The 20089-nt window shown below is 41.4% G+C and carries 16 protein-coding genes; 9 read left to right on the top strand and 7 right to left on the bottom strand.

The window, feature by feature from the left end:
* Window positions 1–13: 13 nt before the first annotated feature.
* The 5 genes from N477_RS24455 to N477_RS24435 form a co-directional block, all read right to left on the bottom strand.
* Window positions 14–5722 carry an Ig-like domain-containing protein gene (locus tag N477_RS24455; protein WP_081216615.1) on the bottom strand — a complete coding sequence of 1903 codons (5709 nt, stop codon included), beginning with the start codon at window positions 5720–5722 and terminating at the stop codon, window positions 14–16.
* A 7-nt stretch (window positions 5723–5729) separates the two neighbouring features.
* Window positions 5730–6938, bottom strand: a complete 1209-nt coding sequence (locus tag N477_RS24450; protein WP_063364044.1) for a FecR family protein — start codon at window positions 6936–6938, stop codon at window positions 5730–5732.
* A complete protein-coding gene (locus tag N477_RS24445; protein ID WP_063364045.1) occupies window positions 6928–8271 on the bottom strand; it encodes a tetratricopeptide repeat protein in 1344 nt (447 codons plus the stop codon). The genes N477_RS24450 and N477_RS24445 overlap by 11 nt, the downstream gene beginning before the upstream one ends.
* A gap of 437 nt (window positions 8272–8708) precedes the next feature.
* Window positions 8709–10046: an N-succinylarginine dihydrolase gene (gene astB, locus N477_RS24440; protein WP_063364046.1), complete on the bottom strand. Its 1338-nt coding sequence runs from the start codon at window positions 10044–10046 to the stop codon at window positions 8709–8711.
* Between the two features lie 237 nt (window positions 10047–10283).
* Window positions 10284–10715 (bottom strand): hypothetical protein, encoded by a 432-nt coding sequence (locus N477_RS24435; protein WP_063364047.1) that lies wholly within the window; start codon window positions 10713–10715, stop codon window positions 10284–10286.
* A gap of 200 nt (window positions 10716–10915) precedes the next feature.
* Between N477_RS24435 and N477_RS24430 the strand changes: the two genes are divergently transcribed.
* On the top strand, window positions 10916–11389 hold the full coding sequence (locus tag N477_RS24430) for a deoxycytidylate deaminase (RefSeq protein WP_039609746.1): 474 nt from the start codon (window positions 10916–10918) through the stop codon (window positions 11387–11389).
* A gap of 51 nt (window positions 11390–11440) precedes the next feature.
* On the opposite strand, the gene N477_RS24425 is transcribed toward N477_RS24430, so the two are convergent.
* The gene (locus N477_RS24425; protein WP_063364048.1) at window positions 11441–12016 is read right to left on the bottom strand and encodes a hypothetical protein; all 576 of its coding nucleotides are present in this window, start codon (window positions 12014–12016) and stop codon (window positions 11441–11443) included.
* A gap of 154 nt (window positions 12017–12170) precedes the next feature.
* Between N477_RS24425 and N477_RS24420 the strand changes: the two genes are divergently transcribed.
* Entirely contained in the window at window positions 12171–13355 is a 1185-nt protein-coding gene (locus N477_RS24420; protein WP_063364049.1) for a quinone-dependent dihydroorotate dehydrogenase, read from the top strand.
* 84 nt (window positions 13356–13439) lie between these two features.
* On the opposite strand, the gene N477_RS24415 is transcribed toward N477_RS24420, so the two are convergent.
* Window positions 13440–13955 (bottom strand): hypothetical protein, encoded by a 516-nt coding sequence (locus N477_RS24415; protein WP_063364144.1) that lies wholly within the window; start codon window positions 13953–13955, stop codon window positions 13440–13442.
* Between the two features lie 288 nt (window positions 13956–14243).
* Between N477_RS24415 and cyoA the strand changes: the two genes are divergently transcribed.
* The 7 genes from cyoA to N477_RS24380 are packed head-to-tail and all read left to right on the top strand — an operon-like array spanning window position 14244 to window position 20038.
* Complete coding sequence (cyoA, locus tag N477_RS24410; protein WP_230851852.1) at window positions 14244–15053, top strand: ubiquinol oxidase subunit II; 810 nt, start codon at window positions 14244–14246, stop codon at window positions 15051–15053.
* Window positions 15043–17079: a cytochrome o ubiquinol oxidase subunit I gene (cyoB, locus tag N477_RS24405; protein ID WP_046356169.1), complete on the top strand. Its 2037-nt coding sequence runs from the start codon at window positions 15043–15045 to the stop codon at window positions 17077–17079. Before cyoA ends, cyoB begins: the two co-directional genes overlap by 11 nt.
* 16 nt (window positions 17080–17095) lie before the next feature.
* Window positions 17096–17716 (top strand): cytochrome o ubiquinol oxidase subunit III, encoded by a 621-nt coding sequence (gene cyoC, locus N477_RS24400; RefSeq protein WP_039609742.1) that lies wholly within the window; start codon window positions 17096–17098, stop codon window positions 17714–17716.
* The gene (gene cyoD, locus N477_RS24395; RefSeq protein ID WP_039609741.1) at window positions 17716–18057 is read left to right on the top strand and encodes a cytochrome o ubiquinol oxidase subunit IV; all 342 of its coding nucleotides are present in this window, start codon (window positions 17716–17718) and stop codon (window positions 18055–18057) included. Before cyoC ends, cyoD begins: the two co-directional genes overlap by 1 nt.
* Window position 18058: 1 nt before the next feature.
* Complete coding sequence (gene cyoE, locus N477_RS24390; protein WP_063364051.1) at window positions 18059–18943, top strand: heme o synthase; 885 nt, start codon at window positions 18059–18061, stop codon at window positions 18941–18943.
* 4 nt (window positions 18944–18947) lie between these two features.
* Window positions 18948–19553, top strand: a complete 606-nt coding sequence (locus tag N477_RS24385) for an SCO family protein (protein WP_063364052.1) — start codon at window positions 18948–18950, stop codon at window positions 19551–19553.
* Window positions 19550–20038, top strand: coding sequence for a hypothetical protein (locus N477_RS24380; RefSeq protein ID WP_063364053.1), 489 nt, complete (start codon window positions 19550–19552; stop codon window positions 20036–20038). The genes N477_RS24385 and N477_RS24380 overlap by 4 nt, the downstream gene beginning before the upstream one ends.
* Window positions 20039–20089 lie beyond the last annotated feature (51 nt).

Raw genomic sequence — 20089 nt, 5'->3', positions numbered from 1 at the left:
TATATCAACCTCGCTAGTCAGCTATTTCAATGATACCCGCTTGCAACACAATGACCTTAGGCTCATCCTGTTGTAAAACCAGCACAAAACTATCGCCATTATTCAAACTAATAGCAGAGGAAAGCTGTCCTGTCATGGACACCGAGAAGTTTTGATAACCGACAGAGTTAAACGCTGTATCGAGAGTACCCGCATCATCAGCTAATTTAACCCGAGCAATGTAAATACCTTGGCCGCTTGACTCTTGTAAGAATAACACCAACTCTCCAGTGCTTTGGACCCAGCCTTGTTTAACAACAACTGGGGTTGTGCCTAACTGCTCAAACATCAAAACACCGCCAGAACCAAATGTGCTGTCAATTAAGCCGTCACTATTGACTCTCATCACAAAGTTTTTACTTCCGCCGGTGCCGAAGATCACAAATCGGCCTTCAGAATCAACCAAAGATCCAGTAAGTGAAATCGACTCTCCTGAAGATAAACCGATATCTAATTCCGCAACGCCGTTAGTACCAAAAGTTGTATCTAATGCGCCAGTAACAGTCGCTTTGGCAAGAATAATTCGTGGCTCAGGGAATACTTGCTCATCAGTACCTACTCCAACAAGGAATGTCGAAACTGGATGAACAAAATCAATGCTCCTTGCTGAAGTATTACAAGCAGGTTCTCCTGGTACTGGATACTGAAACGCATTAGACAGTACACCAGAGCTGGTGAAGACAAAGCCATAGCTTTGATTTATGCAGCCATCAAATATTTTTGCAAACGCAAGAAATCCGCCTGTCGCAAGCCCATATAAACGCTTAACTGTAATTGACTCGCCTGAATAAGTGCTCGCGGCAATTTGCACAATTCCCTGATTTACCCCCGCTGCAAATGTCATATCTTGTATCTTGCCATTCGCAAAACTAGCAATATAGGCATCAGCAGTAGAAGTAACCCCTTGGAATGCCATTAATATGTTGCCAGAAGTTAACTGAGCAGAAGCAGTTGCAACAGCATTGATACCAGTAGAAACCTGTGATATCCCCAGATTACCAAAATCTGAGCTTCCTTTACCCGTGGCATCCAATTTATAGATATATGGCACATCATTATCATGAGATGTTTTGGCATCGCCAGCTAGGAAGAACCTGTCACTTTGTAATGAAGAGGTGAAACCAAACTCAAATCGCTCATCAGCATCCCCAACCGTATTGCTAACCTCTCCACCGCTACCAAATGCGGAGTTAAGGACACCTGATAAAGTGAATTCACCAAACCAATATGATCTAAAGAAATTGTTTCCGATTAAGTTATATTTATAACCAGGAAGCAGCAACCCTTGTGCTGTGCGGATCATGCCACCAGGCGTTAACCCTAAAGAATTAAACACAGTTGGCCCACCTAAATCTGGCACCCAGCCACTATCTGCGACTCCCGCATGAGACACTCTAAAGATTTGTGCAACGCTGTAGGAGCTTGTTGACTGCCCTCTTCCAACACCAATGTAATAGTGAGTCTCATCTGCAAAAAGACCTTTTCCTGATGCATGCCAAGCGCTTAAATCTAAACCACTAATGTTTGTAGAAGGTAACTCATTAAATTCGTAAACTTTAAAACCGTTCGTATCAAAATCTGTATCAAGGGCACCATTGCTAGCCAGGCGCATTACAAAAGTAGATTTAAAGGTACCGCCAGGTAAATAACTATCACCTGTCACCAATAGCTTGTTATCTGATAATAGGATTACATCATTAGCTCTGTCGTCAAACGATGAAGATGTTAAATCAAGCTGCAATATGCCCGAGGCCCCAAAAGATGTATCTAAGTTCAAACTTGCACTGTCAAAACGTGCCATTAGTACATCTTTATTACCTGCTTCAGAAGTTGTTTCACCATACATTACTATCGTGTTATTTATTTCAGTTGCACCGTTGGCAAACTGAGAAGAGTTTGGTGCAATATCTAAAGACCCCGTTACCCCTCCTGTATTATCAATACGACGTACCATAATTGTCGTTTGTGACCCAACAGTCACGTTCGAAACCACAGTGACAACTTGTGAATCACCTACAAATATGGCCACAGGCTCTACACTTGCACCAGATGTCAATGGCAACTGAGTGTACCCAGAGCCAGCACCATAGCTGGTATCATGATTACCATCAGATGACAATCTGAATATGAGCAGCTCCTTAGTCGTACCAAAGTCGGCATAACCCGCAACATAGATCCTATTTTCACTGTCAATCGCAACCGAGCTCGCGACAATATTTTGCGGCTGTCCTGCTACTTCGATGCCAAAATAACTTGTAAAGACACCGTTAGTTGCGAATGTTCTATCAAAGTGTCCATCGGTATTTAACTTGCTCACAGCTGCTCTGTGTATGTTTCGACTGATGCTCGCTTCAAATTGACCCACACCACCCACTGTTAGCAATTTGCCATCTGCAAGTAAAATAGTTTGACCATACTCATGGTACTCTTTGCTTGCCCTTAAACGAACAACCTGCTCTCCATCCGTACCAAATGAAGTAAGCTTATTCGCGACAAAGCTTTGCACCGCCACACTGACATTAATAGTAATTTGCGCACTGGTACACAAAGGAGGGGAAATATCGTCACACACTTCAACGGTTAAGTTATATACCGCCTCACCATTGCTCACTATTTGAGTTGCATTGGCAACAGTAACATGTCCATTCGCAGCTACTGAGAATAAACTAGCGTTCGTGCCACTCAATGAATAACTAATTCCATCACCATCAGGGTCGACAGCTGCAATTTGAAGCACCAGATCACCAATTGAAACATTTGTGTCTATATTTGCAGAGTTGGGCGAAACCGTAGGTGGGTAATTTCTAGGTAATACTGTAATGGTGACTGTAGCAGCATTGGAAGTTTCACCTAAGTTATTCATAACTTGATAAGTAAAGCTATCAGTACCAACAAAGTTACTCACTGGAATATAACTAATATAGCCTGTAGATGTATCAGTAGAAGTGGAACCATGCTCTACAGCATTGATTATTTCGATGGTAGATAAATTTAACGTCTGTCCTTTGGCATCATCATTACTCAACACATCAATCATAACGGACGTGTTCTTATCAAGTGACGCTGTATCTGCATTCGCTACTGGCGTAGTATCTGGCTCAACAATATTAATAGAAACAAGTGCGATATTTGAGAGTGCACCATCATCATCTCTTACTCGGTATGAGAAGCTATCCGTGCCAACCGCTGTCCCAGTATGCACATACAAAATCTCTCCGGTAGACTCAACATTAACAGTGCCTTTACTAGGGTTTGCGACTACCTCTACAGTACTACCATCAATCATGCCATCTGAATCAATATCATTCTCCAGCACAACCACCACAACCGATGCACCAATTTCCACCTGTGCACTGTCTGCATTTGCCACAGGAGCCTGATTGACAGCTTGTACCGTCACAATAACCGACGCAATATTAGAAACTAGGCCTTCATTGTCTTGAACTCGATATTGGAATGAATCTGTGCCTGAGAACCCTGAACTTGGCGTGTAGACCAAAATGCCGTCGCTTGAATTAAGGCTCACTTGCCCATTTTCTGGGTTTGTCGTGATCTCAATAGAACTAAACACTAACGTGCCATCTGAGTCTGAGTCGTTTGACAGAACATCAATATCTACAGGTATACCTTGAGAAGTGCTGGCAGTGTCATTTACAGCCATGGGGGCTGTGTTCTCTCCTGTAACAAATATTTGTACCTGCGCCTCGTTAGATTTAGCACCTTCATTATCATCAATTGTATAAACAAAATAATCAGGACCTCGGTAATTGGCATCACTCTGATAAATAAATTGCCCATTGCTTGAATCAAACGAAAGATTTCCGTGCATTGGCTGCATAACAATTTCTAATGTCGATAAAACCAGCTCACCATCTTTATCACTATCATTACTTGTTACATTTATTGCAGTTGGTTGACCCTGTGCAACTTCGATAGAGTCATCCACGGCCATAGGTGGATCATTGACACTGATGACATTAATTAAACCAAAAGCATTAGCGCTCAAGCCATCTTCATTGGTAATGTTATAAATAAAGAAGTCCTGCCCAGAAAAGTCTGCATTAGGGATATATCTAAACCCGCCTTGTTCGGTCAATTCCAAAGTACCACTCATTGTGGTTGTCTCAATACCAATCGAAACATTATCCAGCGCTTGATCCGTGTCATTCTCTAATACGCCGGGTGAGCTAACCGACAAAATAAAATCTTCGCTGGTCTCAAACATGTCATTCACTGCGACAGGAGGAATACTGGTAACACTATCTTGTACAGAAATAAATACCTCTGCCATTTGCACTTCACCATCATTACTCCGAACACGGTAAATAAATGAATCCTCGCCGATGAAGTCACTATTTGGCACATAAATAAAGCTACCATCAGAGTTTAGTGTCAAAGCGCCATTTTCTACATCACGCTCAGGCTGGGTGTCCATTTGCAGTGCTTGATCCAATAAATGCACATCATTCACAAGTACGCCGCGCCCAGTAACAGCCAACTCCGTGTTTTTTTCAACTACATAACTATTATTAAGCGTAAGTATTGAAACTCTTACCGCTTCTATTTCCAACGTAACGGCCGCCTGAGCCGTTGCGCCTTGTGAATTTTGAATTTGATAAATAAAGCTGTCATTACCAAAAAAGTTATCACTTGGGGTATAAGTAAAGTTACCGCTTGGAGAAATATTAACGGTACCATTTGATGGCGCTGTAATAAGCTCATCTAAAACTTCAATCGGACCAAAACCCAAATCATCATCATTGCTTAAAACATTGCCAGAAATTGACTCAAACTGAAGCCCTGAGAAACTATCATCTCTTGCAATTGGTGGCGTGTTCTCAGTAGCAGGCAACAGGATTGATTCACTAAAAGCACTTTCACCGCTACCATCTATGCCTGTTACCATGACGTAATAGTGCTTTGTAGGATCCAGACCAGAAAATGACTGAGTGGTCTGTGTCAAAGCAACAAATCGATTGCTAGCAGGAAGTGAATTGATCGTCGCACGACTGTTTATAAGCTCTTCTGACAAATAAATGTTGTATCTCAGTGCGCTATCAAGTGGCAGCCAATTAACCTCTACGGTACCATCATCTTGCCTTTGTGCAGGCTCAACGACGATACTTTGCGGCTGCCAGTTCACCTGCTTAATCGCTACTACACTGAGGTTGCCATTAAGATCTTCTACCCACACTTGGAGATTAACAGTGCCACTTTGCTGGCCAAAGTCAAATGGATTGACTCCGGTTTGAGTAAATTTAAAAGGCGAACCACAATTTGCACTGCACAGCTCAATAGCTTGCTCTGCATTATCAAACCCCAAAAGCACTCGAGCAATGCCATCAGGGTCTTCAATATTATCAACCGCAACTGTGATATTTCCGCGTTCAGTAAACGCTCCTTGAGGATGGGTGAGATCACCTGTTCCATTTATCATCCGCTCGTCAACTACCTGAGTTGCACCTAGTCGAGCATGTCTAAATTTGGGTTGATAAGAAAAGTCAACCACGACAGGCGCACTTGAAAAAGTGTGCGGATTTGAAGGTGTTGACTGTTCAGCCGCTTCAGAAGCGCTATTATTTTGCTGAAGTGGTTTTCTATCATCTCCACCACCACAGCCCGCTATAAGCGTTGCGAATATAATCGCAACTAAAATTCGTATTAATGCACTTAGGTTCATCATATTTCTCCTAAGGCTGGCCTAATAGAAAATCACCACGAGCAGTCACACTCGGGTTGTCTATTTCTCTTAAATTGAAGTCACCACTCAACTTTTCAAGTCCATCTATAAATCGACTTTGAATTGTCCCATGAGCTAAGTTATTTCCATGAGAGGCAAAATTAATACCAAGATCCATGCCTTCGGTAGTTATTAAGCCATTAAATGCTGCAAACCACTCACCACCAGAATCTTGAAAGGACAATGCCCCTTGTTCAACAGTTCCTCGATCAAAATCAACTGTCATTTGCATATTTATAGAGCTTACAGCGCCTAGGCTCGAGCTGGCATCTATGCTTTCAAGTACCGTATAGTCTGTGCTTCCAGTTCGCTCGGAAATCAATTCACCAATATCTGCGGTCCCCAAGCTATCTAGTTCTTGTTCATTGATGAACTCATTTTGTGATACATCATTGGCTACTTGAGCAAAGCTCCCTTCTAATATCGGGATTGGCTGCTCGCTCGGGTCTAATTCAGCACTCGCAACCGTAGTGCCTTGTTCTTCAGAGTCACTTGACTGTGCAGATTCACTTACTGACGAAGACAATGAAGATAGCTCAGAAGGGGGTTTAAGTAGTGATGTAACGGCGCCATTCTCACTCACCTTTGCAAACGAAAAGTCGCCGCCTTTACCCAGTAATACAGGCCCTTCAGCACCTGTTGCACCACTCATATCTAACTCAATCGTACCGTCCCAAACAGCTAGAAATAACTCATTATTTTTCCATTCGACTTCATAGTGCGTGCCACGGATCCCAATACTGCCGACAGGTGTTTTTAATTTATAATTACTTTTATCACCTTTAATTTCACCTGTAATCGTTCTAAGTCCGCCAGAGATAAGCTCCATAACTACTGAGCCACCTTCAGCACTGCCAAGCGAGTACTCTTCAATCTTCAATTGAGTTTGAGCTTTGAGTGCAATGAGCGCGCCGTCTTGCATTCTGAGCTGGGCCTGACTTGATTCACCCGTATTTACAACATCGACATTATAAATTGGGCTGCGCCTTTTGAGATCTCGTTGTGACGCATTACTGCTGTCTGTCGCAACCACATCACCACGAGACATAATGGTTTTCCCTGCTTGTTCAGCATGGACAAAAAATGGCAATACTACAGCGAGAGCCATGGCACTTGATATTGATGTAAAGTTTACAATCAACTTAAAGTTAGAATTCATAACGGACTCCCGTGAACCATTCTGTTCTATCGTAGCTATATAAGGTAATTGAGCTATGTTTGTCGTAGTAGGAAGCTGACAAATAAATACTCAACGCTTGGCTCCATCTGTATCGCCAATTCAAATTCAGAATCACAAGCTCTTCATTTCTTGTCGACAAGAAAAGTGGGTGATCTGCACGATGTTCAATATCTCTGTATTGCGCTTTAAAGCTCAATAACCCCTTTTCTCCGGTTTTATGGCTTACCGACCCGGAAATAAAGTTATAATCTCGGCCGTAATGCTCACCCTCTTCATACCTTGCAGGTTGCCAGGTATATCCAATATCAGCCCTCAACAACCATAACGCTGATGAATATCCTGCAGATCCTTGAATCGTATAAATACGACTATCAAGATTTCGGTCTTGAACATTGTTTTGCGAAAAAATAAAGCTGCTCAAAGCAGCGAAATAATGAGTTGATATGTTGTATTGCGCAGAGCCATACATTCCGATATCTTGTTGATAGGTATTATCATCCAGTGCCAAAACACCAAATTGACCACCTGCGGTGAGCGTTAAGTCATCTTTTTTATGCTCATAGCCAAAGCGAATATTGCCTTGGTATCTATCAAACTGTTCAGTATCCTTGTGACGTTGATCTGAATAATTGACGTCCAAACGCCAACCTTGATATTGAGTTTGCTGCCAACTACCTCTAAAACGATACTTAAACCGCATAAAGTTATCTGATGTTTTCAAGCTGCTCTGGCCTAGAGTGAGAGGCAACCCGCCAATAACAATTCTGTCATCCAGCGCCCCGCTATTCACATTGGAGTCATGACCCAGTGCAAGCGAGATTGCGTGGTTAAATGACTGCTCCAGTTTTTGTGTATTGCGGTCAATTGCTTCTAATGCTTGACTTACCCTCTCGCGCATTGTCGAACTTAATTGCGCATTTAACAAATCTGAAAAAACGCTACTAGCCTGAGCATAGTTTTTTTGTTTCGCATAGGTTAAACCTAACAAATAATGGCTAGGAATATGATCTGGCCAGCTAACCAACACTCGCTCTAATGCAAAAATAGCTTCATCATATTTGGCCTGTTCTAAAGCCGCTTGAGCATACAAAAAGTCAAAACTTGGCTCTCCAGCCCACTCGTCACTTGCAGCTTCCGCTTTTTGATAAGCTGATTGATAGTCTTTTTCAACTAAGTTAGCGTTAATATCGCTGAGGATTTGTTTCAATTTCTCATCAGATTGAGATGGATTATCCAGTGCTAGGCATATTGAACTACTCAGGCTAGCAAGGGTTATAAAAACGTACTGTGCGCATCGAAGTACTAGTGACATAGCTAATCACCTATCATTGGTTATCGTATGTTCATCACTACCTACTCCAAGCAAGACCTCTTTATCTAACCGTCGACCCGATAACGACCAGAAAACATAAAACATGCCTAGATAGAGATATGCAAAGTATAATCAAGGACGTTAAAAATTCACTTTAGATTTCGGGTACATTTTCGAGGAATATAGATAATCACAACTTTTTGCAAAGATTCATGTAGTACACAAAATCAAGCACACCATTCAGACTCGCATTAATTTCGAAGAAAAAGATAAAAATGAACAATCAAACAATATCGTAATTAAAGTCCGATACTAAGTATTCATATCTTATAGAAACCTATAATTTTTTGAATTTAACAGGGGTAAAAATTGATGAGTAAAACAAGCTATAACGATGTTTGTTCAGGCTACCCTTGTGAATAGCCTAACTTAAGTGCTTACTCTCTTTGAAAATCATATACAGACCCGAGTTTTAGGATCTGTGTCAGCTCATCTAAAGCCGCATAGTTTTCTTCCAATAACTGCGGATCGGCCAAATCATATTCACTTAACTGGTCACGATAATGTTTATTTATCCAAATTGATAATGTGCTATAAAGCTGTTCATCCAACAAACAAGCTTGATTTGTGGCTTTAAGCTCAAGCTCAGATAAAACTACACGCAAACGTAAACAAGCAGGTCCGCCCCCATTTTGCATACTTTGCTTCACATCCATATAGATAACATCGTTGACTGGATTGCTTGCCTGTTTAAGTGCGCTTAAATAAGTTTCAACTTCATTGATTTTTTGACATTCACTCGGCGCTATCAATGCCATTCCGCCATTAGGCAAGCTAACTAGTTGACTGTTAAAAATGTAACTCTGTACTGCTTGTTCAACACTCACATCTGTATTTGAGACCTCAATTAAGTGCAAAGGTCGGCTACCTTTATAGGCCTCACGGATTTTCTTGACTGACGTTTGCTGATCATAAAATGCCTGTTCGTGGAATAAAAATACATTCTCATTACCAATCGCTATTACGTCATTATGAAATACGCCGGCGTCTATCACATCCGGGTTTTGCTGTATAAAAAGACAGTTTTCAGTTTTAAGCATATGGCTGCGTGCAACCGCTTCACTTGCTTGACGTGTTTGTCTAGCAGGAAATTTAGACGGCCTGATGTCGCTTTGATTATCCTGTCCGTAGACAAACAAAGCTAAACCTGAGTGATTATACGAGTCAGCCAAACGAGTATGATTTGCAGCTCCTTCATCACCAAAAAGGGGATGCTGTGGTAACGGTTTATGATGCGCAAAATAATCATTATCACTAAAGACTTGCTTTAAAATACGAGACGTTGTCTCAGCTTCTATTGCACGATGTAATTTATTGTTTAAATTAGCAGGCGTGAAATGCACCTTCCTGTCTTGCGTATCACAACTTGGCGACACCGTAGCCGCATTTGCTGTCCACATTGACGATGCTGAATAACATGCTTTGAGTAGTTGAGGTTCTAGTTTGGCTGCTTTAGCAATGACATCGCCATCACTGCCACCAAAGCCAAGAGCACGTAGCGTTTTTAAATCTGGACGCGCATTAGGTGCTAACACGCCTTGATGTAAGCCCAGCTGTGCCAAAGCGTACATCTTGTCTAATCCTTGTAGCGCTGCCTGTTTAGGATTAGAGAATTTTTTCGCATTTGCTTTTGAAGCGACATTTCCATATGACAGGCCTGCGTAATTATGTGATGGCCCGACAAGTCCATCGAAATTAACTTCATAGAAGTTCATTATTGCCCCCTATTGGTGCATTTTGCACAATTTTAGTTAGATACATCTTGTTGATGAGCTCAGATTCACCTACTGATAAGCGAATAAGTAGAATTTCAGCTAGCCAAATCTGCTTATTCGCTAGAACATCAAGTTTAGTGCCAAATTGAAATATAGGAGGTAATTGTGGTTCCAGTCAGAATATACGTAATATAAAATCCATGAATATCAATTTATTTATATTGACAAAGCGTCATTTTATAAGTTGGCTTGCTGCTTATGCAGTTGCCATCCACCTAACGCGTAGCACAGGCCGATAGTCAAACATATCAAAGAGCTCACTATCCAAAATGTGAGTGAGTTTTCGGGAAACAAAGGCATAATAAACGGGAATGCAACCCCACGGCCAATAAACACTAACGCAACCATAAAGATAACTGTTTTTAAGAAAGGTAATCGACGTATCACGCCAGCACCGGACAATGCAAATACTCCCCATGTACTTAAAGCAGAGACAATCACAAAAGTAGTCAACGTGGGTTCAAGTTCTCCCGCCTCAGCCATCGTAGCCATTCGCTCACCAGCCCCGAAAAATCTATACCAAGGCGCACCGAATATAATACACCCAAGATGTAAAACAGCCGCCAAAAAGCTAGAATAAGCAGAAAACAATAAATATTTATTTTTCACACAACACCAAAAGTATAAAAAAAGAAAAAACAATTTATACTAAAAAACAAAACAAATAGATACATTAATCATATTAATTTTATATTCGTCAGATACATTTGATCCGTTTTAAAGATATAACTCATTGATAAGATAAGCTTCGAATTATGCTAGATACTGAGTATACTATTGACATGTAAGTAGTATTGAAGGCACAAGCAATGAGACCAGATTGGGATGAATACTTCATTGATTTAGTTGACAGTGTTGGACAAAGGGCCACCTGTGATAGAGGTAAATCAGGCTGTATTATAGTTAAAGATAAAAGAATAATATCAACAGGTTATGTGGGTTCGCCCTCTGGTTTGCCACACTGTGATGATGTCGGTCACCTAATGAAGCAAGTTACCGATAGCGATGGCACCACAAGGCAACACTGCGTGCGAACCATTCACGCTGAGCAAAATGCTATCTGCCAAGCTGCTCGCTATGGCGTTCCTTTAGATGGTGCCACCTTGTATTGCACGATGGAGCCATGCCGAGTTTGCGCAATGCTCATCATCAGCTGCGGCATTTCTAAAGTCGTTGCTAAAAAACGTTATCATGCAGCGCAAGAAACCAGAGATATGTTTGAGATGGCAGGCGTTGAACTAGTTGTCATAGAGCAAGAAATCGCAACTTACGACGATCAGTAACGCTTAGATGGAGTGGTTTTTTAATAAATCCACTCCGACTCAAAGGCTTATTTAAGCCATAGACACCCTGTCAAAGACATCTTTATTAAAGTTTTCTCCAGTTATCCCATGACATTTTGCTCTGTCATGATTAATTCTTTTATTTGCTTCTTTCAATTGATTAATAAATTCATCAATTTGGACATTATAATATTTAAATACCCCTCGAGTTAAAGCAAGATTAACTTCATTTTTATTGACCTCATCAGATGCACAAAACTGATGCTGAAAGAGTACCTGCGTAGGTGAATCTAATGACTTGTTAAATCTAAACATTGCGGCGTTATCAATGGCCTTCACCCGAGTTTGATTGCCAAGTCTCTCCCACCCAACTGCGCAAACAGAAAAAGAAAACTCTTCGCCAAACTCGTTTACAAGTTCATCTAATGGATCGTGCGCGTTGTTAATAAATGAATTGATATCAAACGCATCAACACTGACCATCCCGTAACGAGATTTATAGCGTAATTGCAAAGTATTCAATAAATAAAAAACTTCGCCTGTACTTTGCCAAATAGGCTCGACTACACTTCGTACAATCGGCTTCGTTACATCTGTACCCAATAGCTTCAGCATCCACTTTTTCATCAGCACCTCCAATTTGAATAACAACAACTGTAAATGATAACAATTCTTATTGCTATTATTATTTAATGATCATAAGCTAAAAACATGAGTTACCTGATGTGCTCGTAAAACAGCACCCAACAACAACAATCGATGACAAATTTGGAGGTTGAAAATGCGCCTTATCATCGGCATTCGTAACTTTGTCTTAAAGCTACTATACAGAGCGGTTCGTCCGCTCATATTCCTGATGGACCCAGAAGATGCTCACTACATGTTTAAACGTGTCGGAGTGATACTGGGCTCAAACTTTCTAACCCGCTGGCTCACTTCTTTTTTCTTCAACTACGGCCATCGCAGCCTGAAGATTGAAGTTGACGGTATCAAATATAGAAACCCGTTAGGTTTATCCGCAGGCTTTGACAAAGATGGCGAATTAACCAAGATTTACCCATCGATTGGATTTGGCTTGGCTGAACTTGGTTCATTTACCGGTGAAGTTTGTCCAGGAAATCCTGGTAAGCGTTTATTTAGAATGGTCAAGTCAAAATCAATTCTCGTTTGGTACGGCCTGAATAACCAAGGTGCTGAGAAAATTTCATCACGATTAAAAGGTGTGAATTTTGGTAAATTAAAAGTGGGGATAAATGCTGCTAAATCGAATATAACGCCGGAGTTTGATCTACAAGATTCTATCGACGACTACACCAAAACAATGGAGCTATTCAAAGATATAGGCGATTACTATACTATCAACATAAGCTGTCCAAATACGCAAGATGGCGAACCATTTGTTGATAAAGACAATCTAGATGCATTACTTATCGCAGTAAACAAGCACAGAGTTGATGGCCGCCCTATCTATGTCAAACTCGCTGCAGACATGACATTGGATGAGATTAACATCATTGTTGATGCTTGCGTTGAACATAAAATGGATGGCGTTGTGTTAACCAACCTCGCTAAGCCCAAGTTCAACCAAGAATATGTCAAAGAAGAACTCCCCTTCCACAAAGGTGCCATGAGTGGCTTACCGCTTCAGCGTATTTCTACCAACGTGATCAGACATGTTTATAGAAGAACTCGCGGTAAACTCACAATTATTGGTGTAGGTGGTGTATTCACAGCCAAAGACGCCTATGAAAAAATTACCTCTGGCGCAAGCATCCTGCACATGATTTCAACTCTCATATTTGACGGACCGCAAAATATTAGCGAGATCAATCGTGGACTTGTCAAATTGTTGAAGGCCGATGGCTTTAATTCTATAGAAGAAGCTGTTGGTTCGAGAAACCCGCTGCCCAAGTTAAAGGCAGTCAAGGACGAGGAAGCTGACAAGGAAGTAAGCTCTGCAGCATAAGTTGCAATCAAAAGTTGATGCTACGAGTGGTGATAACTTTTTTCATTCTCCAAAGTTTATCACCACTATTTCAACCTTGTTTGTTCAGTCTGGTATTGGCGACGCCAGATTTGAACTATCGGCTAAAAACTGTGCCTTTGGGTGTCCCTCAAGTTGGGTTTCAACTTTATGTGTTTGAGAACGTTCAACATCGATGATAATTATCACATCACCAGCATCGAGGTGTTCATTGACAAGTAGTTGGAAATACTCATCAAATGACTTTCCAGCTAGTTTTACGATGAACATGACAACAAAACCACCAATAATACTTGCTGCTAGAGCTTGTATTAAAAATTTATTTGTTAAGTCAGTAAAAAAATACATGAATGTCAGTAATGCTAATGCAGTTGCGCCTGCGAGTAAAAAAGCTCTCTTTCTTGCTGACAATATTTGTGTTTTCTCTATCTGAGTTGAGCCGTGTAAATGATGCGTCTTTATGCCGCTTTCATCCCGAGATAGTACGTAAAAATGGTGATCATCAATACCTAGTTGATGAACTTCGTCCGAAATCATTTCTGCATCATCCAAGCTATCTGTGGAATAAAATAGTCTTTTCATATCGCACGCTCCAGAATTTTTTTTGACGGTGTCAATACGAAGTCTAGACATAAATCGCTCAAAAAACATCTAAATTTGAATTTAGAACGTATTGATGTAGGTCAAGTCAATCTTGAATTTTAGCTGCATTCCCTATAACATTCCCCTCCGAGAGGGGTGTGAATGGAAACAGTTCTCAATTGCATTAATCTCGTTAATTTATTCAGGCAGGTAATGGGGTAATTACCCGCGATATCAAGTAGGTTGAATATGCTGAAAAAGTCCTTGTCATTCGTAATGGTTTTTACGATGGCGTTTCTTCTAACAGGTTGTGAGCTAGCGCTTTTTGACCCTGCGGGTCCAATTGGTGAGCAGGCGAAAGACCTGATTATAATTTCTGTGGCTTTATTACTTATTGTAATAATCCCTGTATTATTTATGTCTATTTACTTCCCGTACAAGTATCGTACTAGCAATAAAAAAGCTGAGTACAAGCCGTCGTGGGAACACTCAACAAAAATCGAACTTGTTGTTTGGATTGTGCCTTGTATGATCATCGCAGCACTTGCATATTTCACATATGTCACGTCTCACACTCTAGACCCGCGTAAGCCGCTAGGTAAAGACAAAGACACATTGACTATTCAAGTAGTGGCAATGGACTGGAAATGGCTATTCATCTATCCAGAGCAGCAAATTGCAACCGTCAACGAAATCTCAATCCCAGTAAATACGCCGGTAGAGTTCCTAATCACTTCAGACACAGTGATGAACTCATTCTTCATTCCGCGTTTGGGTAGCCAGATTTATGCGATGGCTGGCATGGAAAATAGACTTAACCTGATGGCATCTAAAGAAGGTACCTTCCGCGGTATGTCTGCCAACTACAGTGGTTTTGGTTTCTCAGGCATGAAGTTCAAAACTCACTCTGTAGATCAAGCTGGCTTTGATGCTTGGGTTAACAAAGTAAAAGCATCAGAGTATGTGCTAGACGAACCTACTTACAAAGCGCTTAGCGAGAAATCAAAAGACCATCCTGTAGTTTACTACTCGGATGTCGACCCTCTGCACTTTAAGAAAACCATAGAGAAATACACTGGGGTTCAAAATGGCAAGTAAAGCTACCATAATCACAGATCCGGATCCGCTCACGGGTAAACTGACCTGGGATTCTATTCCTGTTCATGACCCTGTTATTTTGCCAGTAATGATCTGTGCAATACTTGGCGGTATCTTCCTATTCGCACTTATTACCAAAATGGGTAAGTGGAAATACCTTTGGGAAGAATGGTTCACTTCAGTGGATCACAAAAAAATAGGTATTATGTACATCATCGCAGCGATTGTGATGCTGGTCCGTGGTTTCGCGGACGCAATTATGATGCGTACTCACCAAGCGTTAGCAACCGCTGACAGCGTGGGGGCGGGTTATCTACCTCCAGAACACTATGACCAGATCTTTACTGCTCACGGTGTAATCATGATTTTCTTCGTAGCCATGCCTTTAGTTGTTGGCTTGATGAACATAGTTGTACCTCTACAAATCGGTGCGCGTGACGTTGCATTCCCATTCCTGAACTCTTTGAGCTTCTGGTTATTCGTGGTTGGTGCATTACTAGTTAACATTTCACTATTCGTTGGTGAGTTTGCTGCAACTGGTTGGTTAGCATATCCGCCGTTATCAGGTATTGAATACAGTCCCTGGGTCGGGGTCGATTATTGGCTCTGGGCACTACAGATCTCAGGTATTGGTACTCTACTAACGGGTGTTAACTTCTTCGTTACTATCATCAGAATGCGTGCGCCTGGCATGAAGCTTATGCAAATGCCTGTATTCACATGGACTTCTCTATGTGCAAACGTACTAATCATTCTATCGTTCCCTATCCTTACTGTAACTATCACGCTTCTAACGCTAGATAGATACCTAGGTACAAACTTCTTCACTAATGACCTTGGTGGTAACCAAATGATGTACGTAAACCTCATTTGGGCATGGGGTCACCCAGAAGTTTACATTCTGATCTTACCTGCATTTGGTGTGTTCTCTGAAGTCGCTGCTACATTCTCACGTAAGCGTCTGTTCGGTTATACATCACTTGTATGGGCAACTGCCGTTATCATGGTTCTAGCAATGGTTGTATGGCTACACCACTTCTTTACAATGGGTGCAGGCTCAAGTGTAAATGCCTTCTTTGGTATCGCCACCATGATCATAGCCGTCCCCACCGGTGTTAAGATCTTCAACTGGCTATTCACTATGTATAAGGGCCGTGTTGAATTCACAGCTTCTATGTGGTGGACGTGTAGTTTCCTATTCACATTCACAATCGGTGGTATGACAGGTGTAATGCTAGCAGTACCTGCTGCTGACTTCGTACTACACAACAGCTTGTTCCTAATTGCACACTTCCACAATGTAATCATTGGTGGTGCAGTATTTGGTTACTTCGCAGGTCTTACTTACTGGTGGCCAAAAGCAACTGGTTGGATGCTGAACGAGAAACTTAACAAGCTTTCTTGTGCACTATGGACAATCGGTTTCTTCGTTGCATTCATGCCGCTATACATCCTTGGTTTCAACGGTATGACTCGTCGTCTTAACTACTATGACAACCCAGAGTGGACGCCACTACTGATCGTTGCAATGGTTGGTGCATTCATCGTTGCTGCTGGTATTGCTGTTCAGTTCTACATGGGCTACGTGAGCTTCAGAGACCGTAAGCAAAATATGGACGTAACTGGTGATCCGTGGGATGGTCGTACTCTTGAGTGGGCTACTTCGTCACCTCCTCCATTCTACAACTTTGCTAAGCTGCCTAAAATCCATGACCGTGATGAGCATCATTACAAGAAAGAGCATGGCATTGCTTACCAAAAGCCTGAGAAGTACTCAAAGATCCACATGCCTTCAAATACATGGGCTGGCTTTGTGATCAGTGCATTCTCACTATCTTTAGGTTTCGGTTTCGTATGGCACATCTGGTGGATGGTTATCGCTAGCTTCATCGGTATCGTAGCTTCTTGGATTGCGTACTCATTTGATCGCAACAAAGACTACTACGTACCAGTAGATCAAGTTGAAGAAATCGAGTCAAAGCACTTGGCAGCTGTTGCAGAACACGCAGCTAATAAAGGCAAGTAGAGGAAAGTTTTAAATCATGTCAAACGATCACGTAATCGCAAACGACGCTCACGATCATCACGATGATCATGAGCATCATGATACCGGTGGTGATACTATATTCGGATTCTGGATATATATCATGAGTGACTGTATTTTGTTCGCAACATTGTTTGCAACATATGCAGTACTAAGTGGCGGCTTCGCAGGCGGCCCTACACCAAAAGAGTTATTTGACCTTAACCTAGTTGCAGTTGGTACTGCGTTCCTACTATTCAGTAGTTTTACGTTTGGTATGGCAATGCTTCAAGCCAACCAGCGCAAGATGAAAGGCATGATCACTTGGTTGGTCATCACATTACTTCTAGGCCTTGGTTTCCTTGGCTTAGAAATGTATGAGTTCTGGCACTTCAGTACACTTGGTGCTACGCCGCAAACAAGTGGTTACTGGTCTGCATTCTATGCACTAGTAGCAACACACGGTTTGCACGTATTCGGTGGTATCATCTGGATGCTTGTTCTATTCGTTCACTTCAAGCGTGACGGATTTAGTGAAGATAACTTGGTAAGACTATCTTGCCTAAGCTTATTCTGGCACTTCCTAGACATCATCTGGATCTGTGTATTTAGCGTTGTGTACTTAGTAGGAGTGATGTAATGGGCCACACTAATAATGAACATGGCACTGGCGGTGCATCTCACGGTAGCGTTAAAGAGTACACGATAGGTTTACTTCTATCTCTAGTACTAACTGCTATTCCGTTTTTAGTTGTAATGTACGATATGGCATCTCCAGCTATCACGCTTGGGATCATCCTAGTTACAGCTATTGCACAGCTATTTGTACAACTTGTATTTTTCTTACACATGAACTCATCTTCTGAGCAAATATGGAACACTACTTCAGCCGCGTTTATTGTGTTGACAGTGGCCATAGTTGTGATTGGCTCCATTTGGATTATGGAGCACTTAAATCACAACATGCTCATGGGACATTAAAATGTTAAGAAGTTACCTGTTAATTACAAAACCAGGCATTATCTTTGGTAACTTAATCACTGCGGTTGCGGGCTACGTGCTCGCAGCCAAAGGTAATATTGATTTCGTTACGTTTACAGCAATGATAGTGGGTACAGTTTGTATCATCGCCTCTGGTTGCGTTTTTAATAATGTGATTGACCGTGACATCGACCAGTTGATGTCACGCACAAAGTACCGAAAGCCACTCTTAGAGTCGATTTCGGTGAACAAAGCTTTGGCTTATGCAACCCTTTTGGGTTGCATAGGTTTCGCCTCTTTAGCACTGTATGCATCAATGATGAGCTTTTATTTCGGTGTGCTAGGCTTCGTGGTATACGTTGGCCTTTACACGCTTTATTATAAAAGAAAATCTATATACGGTACTTTTGTAGGCAGTATTTCTGGCGCATGTCCTCCTGTTATGGGGTACTGTGCTGTTAACGGTCAATTTGATATTGGCGCCGTTGTGATCTTGGCAATCTTTTGTATTTGGCAAATCCCGCATTCTTATGCCATTGCTATTTACCGATTCAAAGACTACAAAGACGCAAATATTCCAGTTTTACCAATCGTCAGTGGTGTTGAAGTTGCTAGAAAACACATGATTGGCTTTATTGTTGCCTTTACTGTACTTGCACTTTCTCTATTCACGTTGAACTATGTTGGCGCTATTTTCGCCTCATTTACGTTCATCATTGGTTTGATCTGGCTATTGAGCACAATTTTCGACTTCCATCGTATGGACAATCATACTTGGGCAAAACGCGTATTTATTTTATCGCTGGTTGCCATTACTTCTATGAGTGTTCTAATGTCAGTTGATTTTGCTCATATTGACCAAAATGCATATGTGACAGCAAGGTAGAGTTATGAAGCAGTTTAAAGCCGCTCACTTACATTGGATTTTATCTTTTCTTGGTATTATTGGACTCATTTGGTTTTATCTATCAACAACCACTAAAGACTTTAACGAAACAAGAAAGTCGTTCGATGAATTGGGTGGAGATTTTACGCTGCAAAGCTATGCCGGACCTGTTTCGCTCTCTGATTATAAAGGCCAAGTCGTCGTCATGTACTTCGGCTACCTGTCTTGTGCAGAGGTATGCCCTAACTCTCTGGCGGTAATGACAAATGCATTTATGCGTTTAGAGAAGCAAGGGCTTGATCAGGTGCAGGGCTTACTTGTTACAGTAGACCCTGCGCGTGATACAGTAGAAGATTTAAAGGAATATACTGACTACTTTCACGAGCGTATTACTGGTTTGACTGGCAGCGCTGCGCAAACCAAAGAAGTTGGTGGATTATATGGTGTTTATTATGATGACGAAAACCTTGAAGAGTCGTTTATGGAATACTCAGTAGCCCATGCATCAAGATTCTACATCATAAATAAAGAAGGCGATTTAATTACCGCTATGAGCCATACAACAACGCCTAATGAACTTGCAGCTCAAATTAGAGAGCTTATGCTATGAAGACACATTTATTCATAGCTGGCCTTTTAATGGCAAGTACTCAGGTGGTTGCAAAAAACTCGATTGAAACGATTATTGAAAAATATAATGTCAAACATTGTCATAGTGAATTGAAAGCGATGGCAGGTGATATTATTGGTTCAAAAAAACATCGTTTATTGGTATCAAACCAAACCAACAAAAATGAGCTTGAAACCTTGTTGGTAACGGGTGTACTTGAATATAAAGACAGACAAAGCCATATCACTTTTTCTATGTCTCACAGTGCGGGTCATTGTGAAGTAGCGTATAAAGAAAGCTTTGCTGTTAAAAACCCATGCATTGTGGTGCGTGAGGAAGTATTCAAAAAGTGGCTATTCAAAGGTAAATTGAACGACGAGACACATGTTTTTGCTCATAAAAGAGATGAAAACTTTGTTGGCTATATGACCAGCACAAAAGACGGTTCTTATTGTTTAGTTAGCCGTCAAAAAAAGACTTCTTAGTCTGTAAGGTTACAGTGCAGTAAGCCTTACTGCACTTTCTTACTCCCCTTC

The sequence above is a fragment of the Pseudoalteromonas luteoviolacea H33-S genome, from assembly GCF_001625695.1.
Lineage (GTDB): Bacteria > Pseudomonadota > Gammaproteobacteria > Enterobacterales > Alteromonadaceae > Pseudoalteromonas > Pseudoalteromonas luteoviolacea_B.
Note: the sequence above shows the minus strand (reverse complement) of the source record. Positions and strands in the feature narration are given on the sequence as shown.

Excerpts from the sequence above, each read along its gene's own strand:
- cyoE (WP_063364051.1), top strand. The coding sequence starts at position 18,059 with ATGTTAAGAAGTTACCTGTTAATTACAAAACCAGGCATTATCTTTGGT.
- N477_RS24380 (WP_063364053.1), top strand. The coding sequence starts at position 19,550 with ATGAAGACACATTTATTCATAGCTGGCCTTTTAATGGCAAGTACTCAG.
- astB (WP_063364046.1), bottom strand. The coding sequence starts at position 10,046 with ATGAACTTCTATGAAGTTAATTTCGATGGACTTGTCGGGCCATCACAT.
- N477_RS24420 (WP_063364049.1), top strand. The coding sequence starts at position 12,171 with ATGCGCCTTATCATCGGCATTCGTAACTTTGTCTTAAAGCTACTATAC.
- cyoB (WP_046356169.1), top strand. The coding sequence starts at position 15,043 with ATGGCAAGTAAAGCTACCATAATCACAGATCCGGATCCGCTCACGGGT.
- N477_RS24455 (WP_081216615.1), bottom strand. The coding sequence starts at position 5,722 with ATGATGAACCTAAGTGCATTAATACGAATTTTAGTTGCGATTATATTC.
- N477_RS24415 (WP_063364144.1), bottom strand. The coding sequence starts at position 13,955 with ATGAAAAGACTATTTTATTCCACAGATAGCTTGGATGATGCAGAAATG.
- cyoA (WP_230851852.1), top strand. The coding sequence starts at position 14,244 with ATGGCGTTTCTTCTAACAGGTTGTGAGCTAGCGCTTTTTGACCCTGCG.
- N477_RS24425 (WP_063364048.1), bottom strand. The coding sequence starts at position 12,016 with ATGAAAAAGTGGATGCTGAAGCTATTGGGTACAGATGTAACGAAGCCG.
- N477_RS24445 (WP_063364045.1), bottom strand. The coding sequence starts at position 8,271 with ATGTCACTAGTACTTCGATGCGCACAGTACGTTTTTATAACCCTTGCT.
- N477_RS24430 (WP_039609746.1), top strand. The coding sequence starts at position 10,916 with ATGAGACCAGATTGGGATGAATACTTCATTGATTTAGTTGACAGTGTT.
- cyoD (WP_039609741.1), top strand. The coding sequence starts at position 17,716 with ATGGGCCACACTAATAATGAACATGGCACTGGCGGTGCATCTCACGGT.
- N477_RS24450 (WP_063364044.1), bottom strand. The coding sequence starts at position 6,938 with ATGAATTCTAACTTTAAGTTGATTGTAAACTTTACATCAATATCAAGT.
- cyoC (WP_039609742.1), top strand. The coding sequence starts at position 17,096 with ATGTCAAACGATCACGTAATCGCAAACGACGCTCACGATCATCACGAT.
- N477_RS24385 (WP_063364052.1), top strand. The coding sequence starts at position 18,948 with ATGAAGCAGTTTAAAGCCGCTCACTTACATTGGATTTTATCTTTTCTT.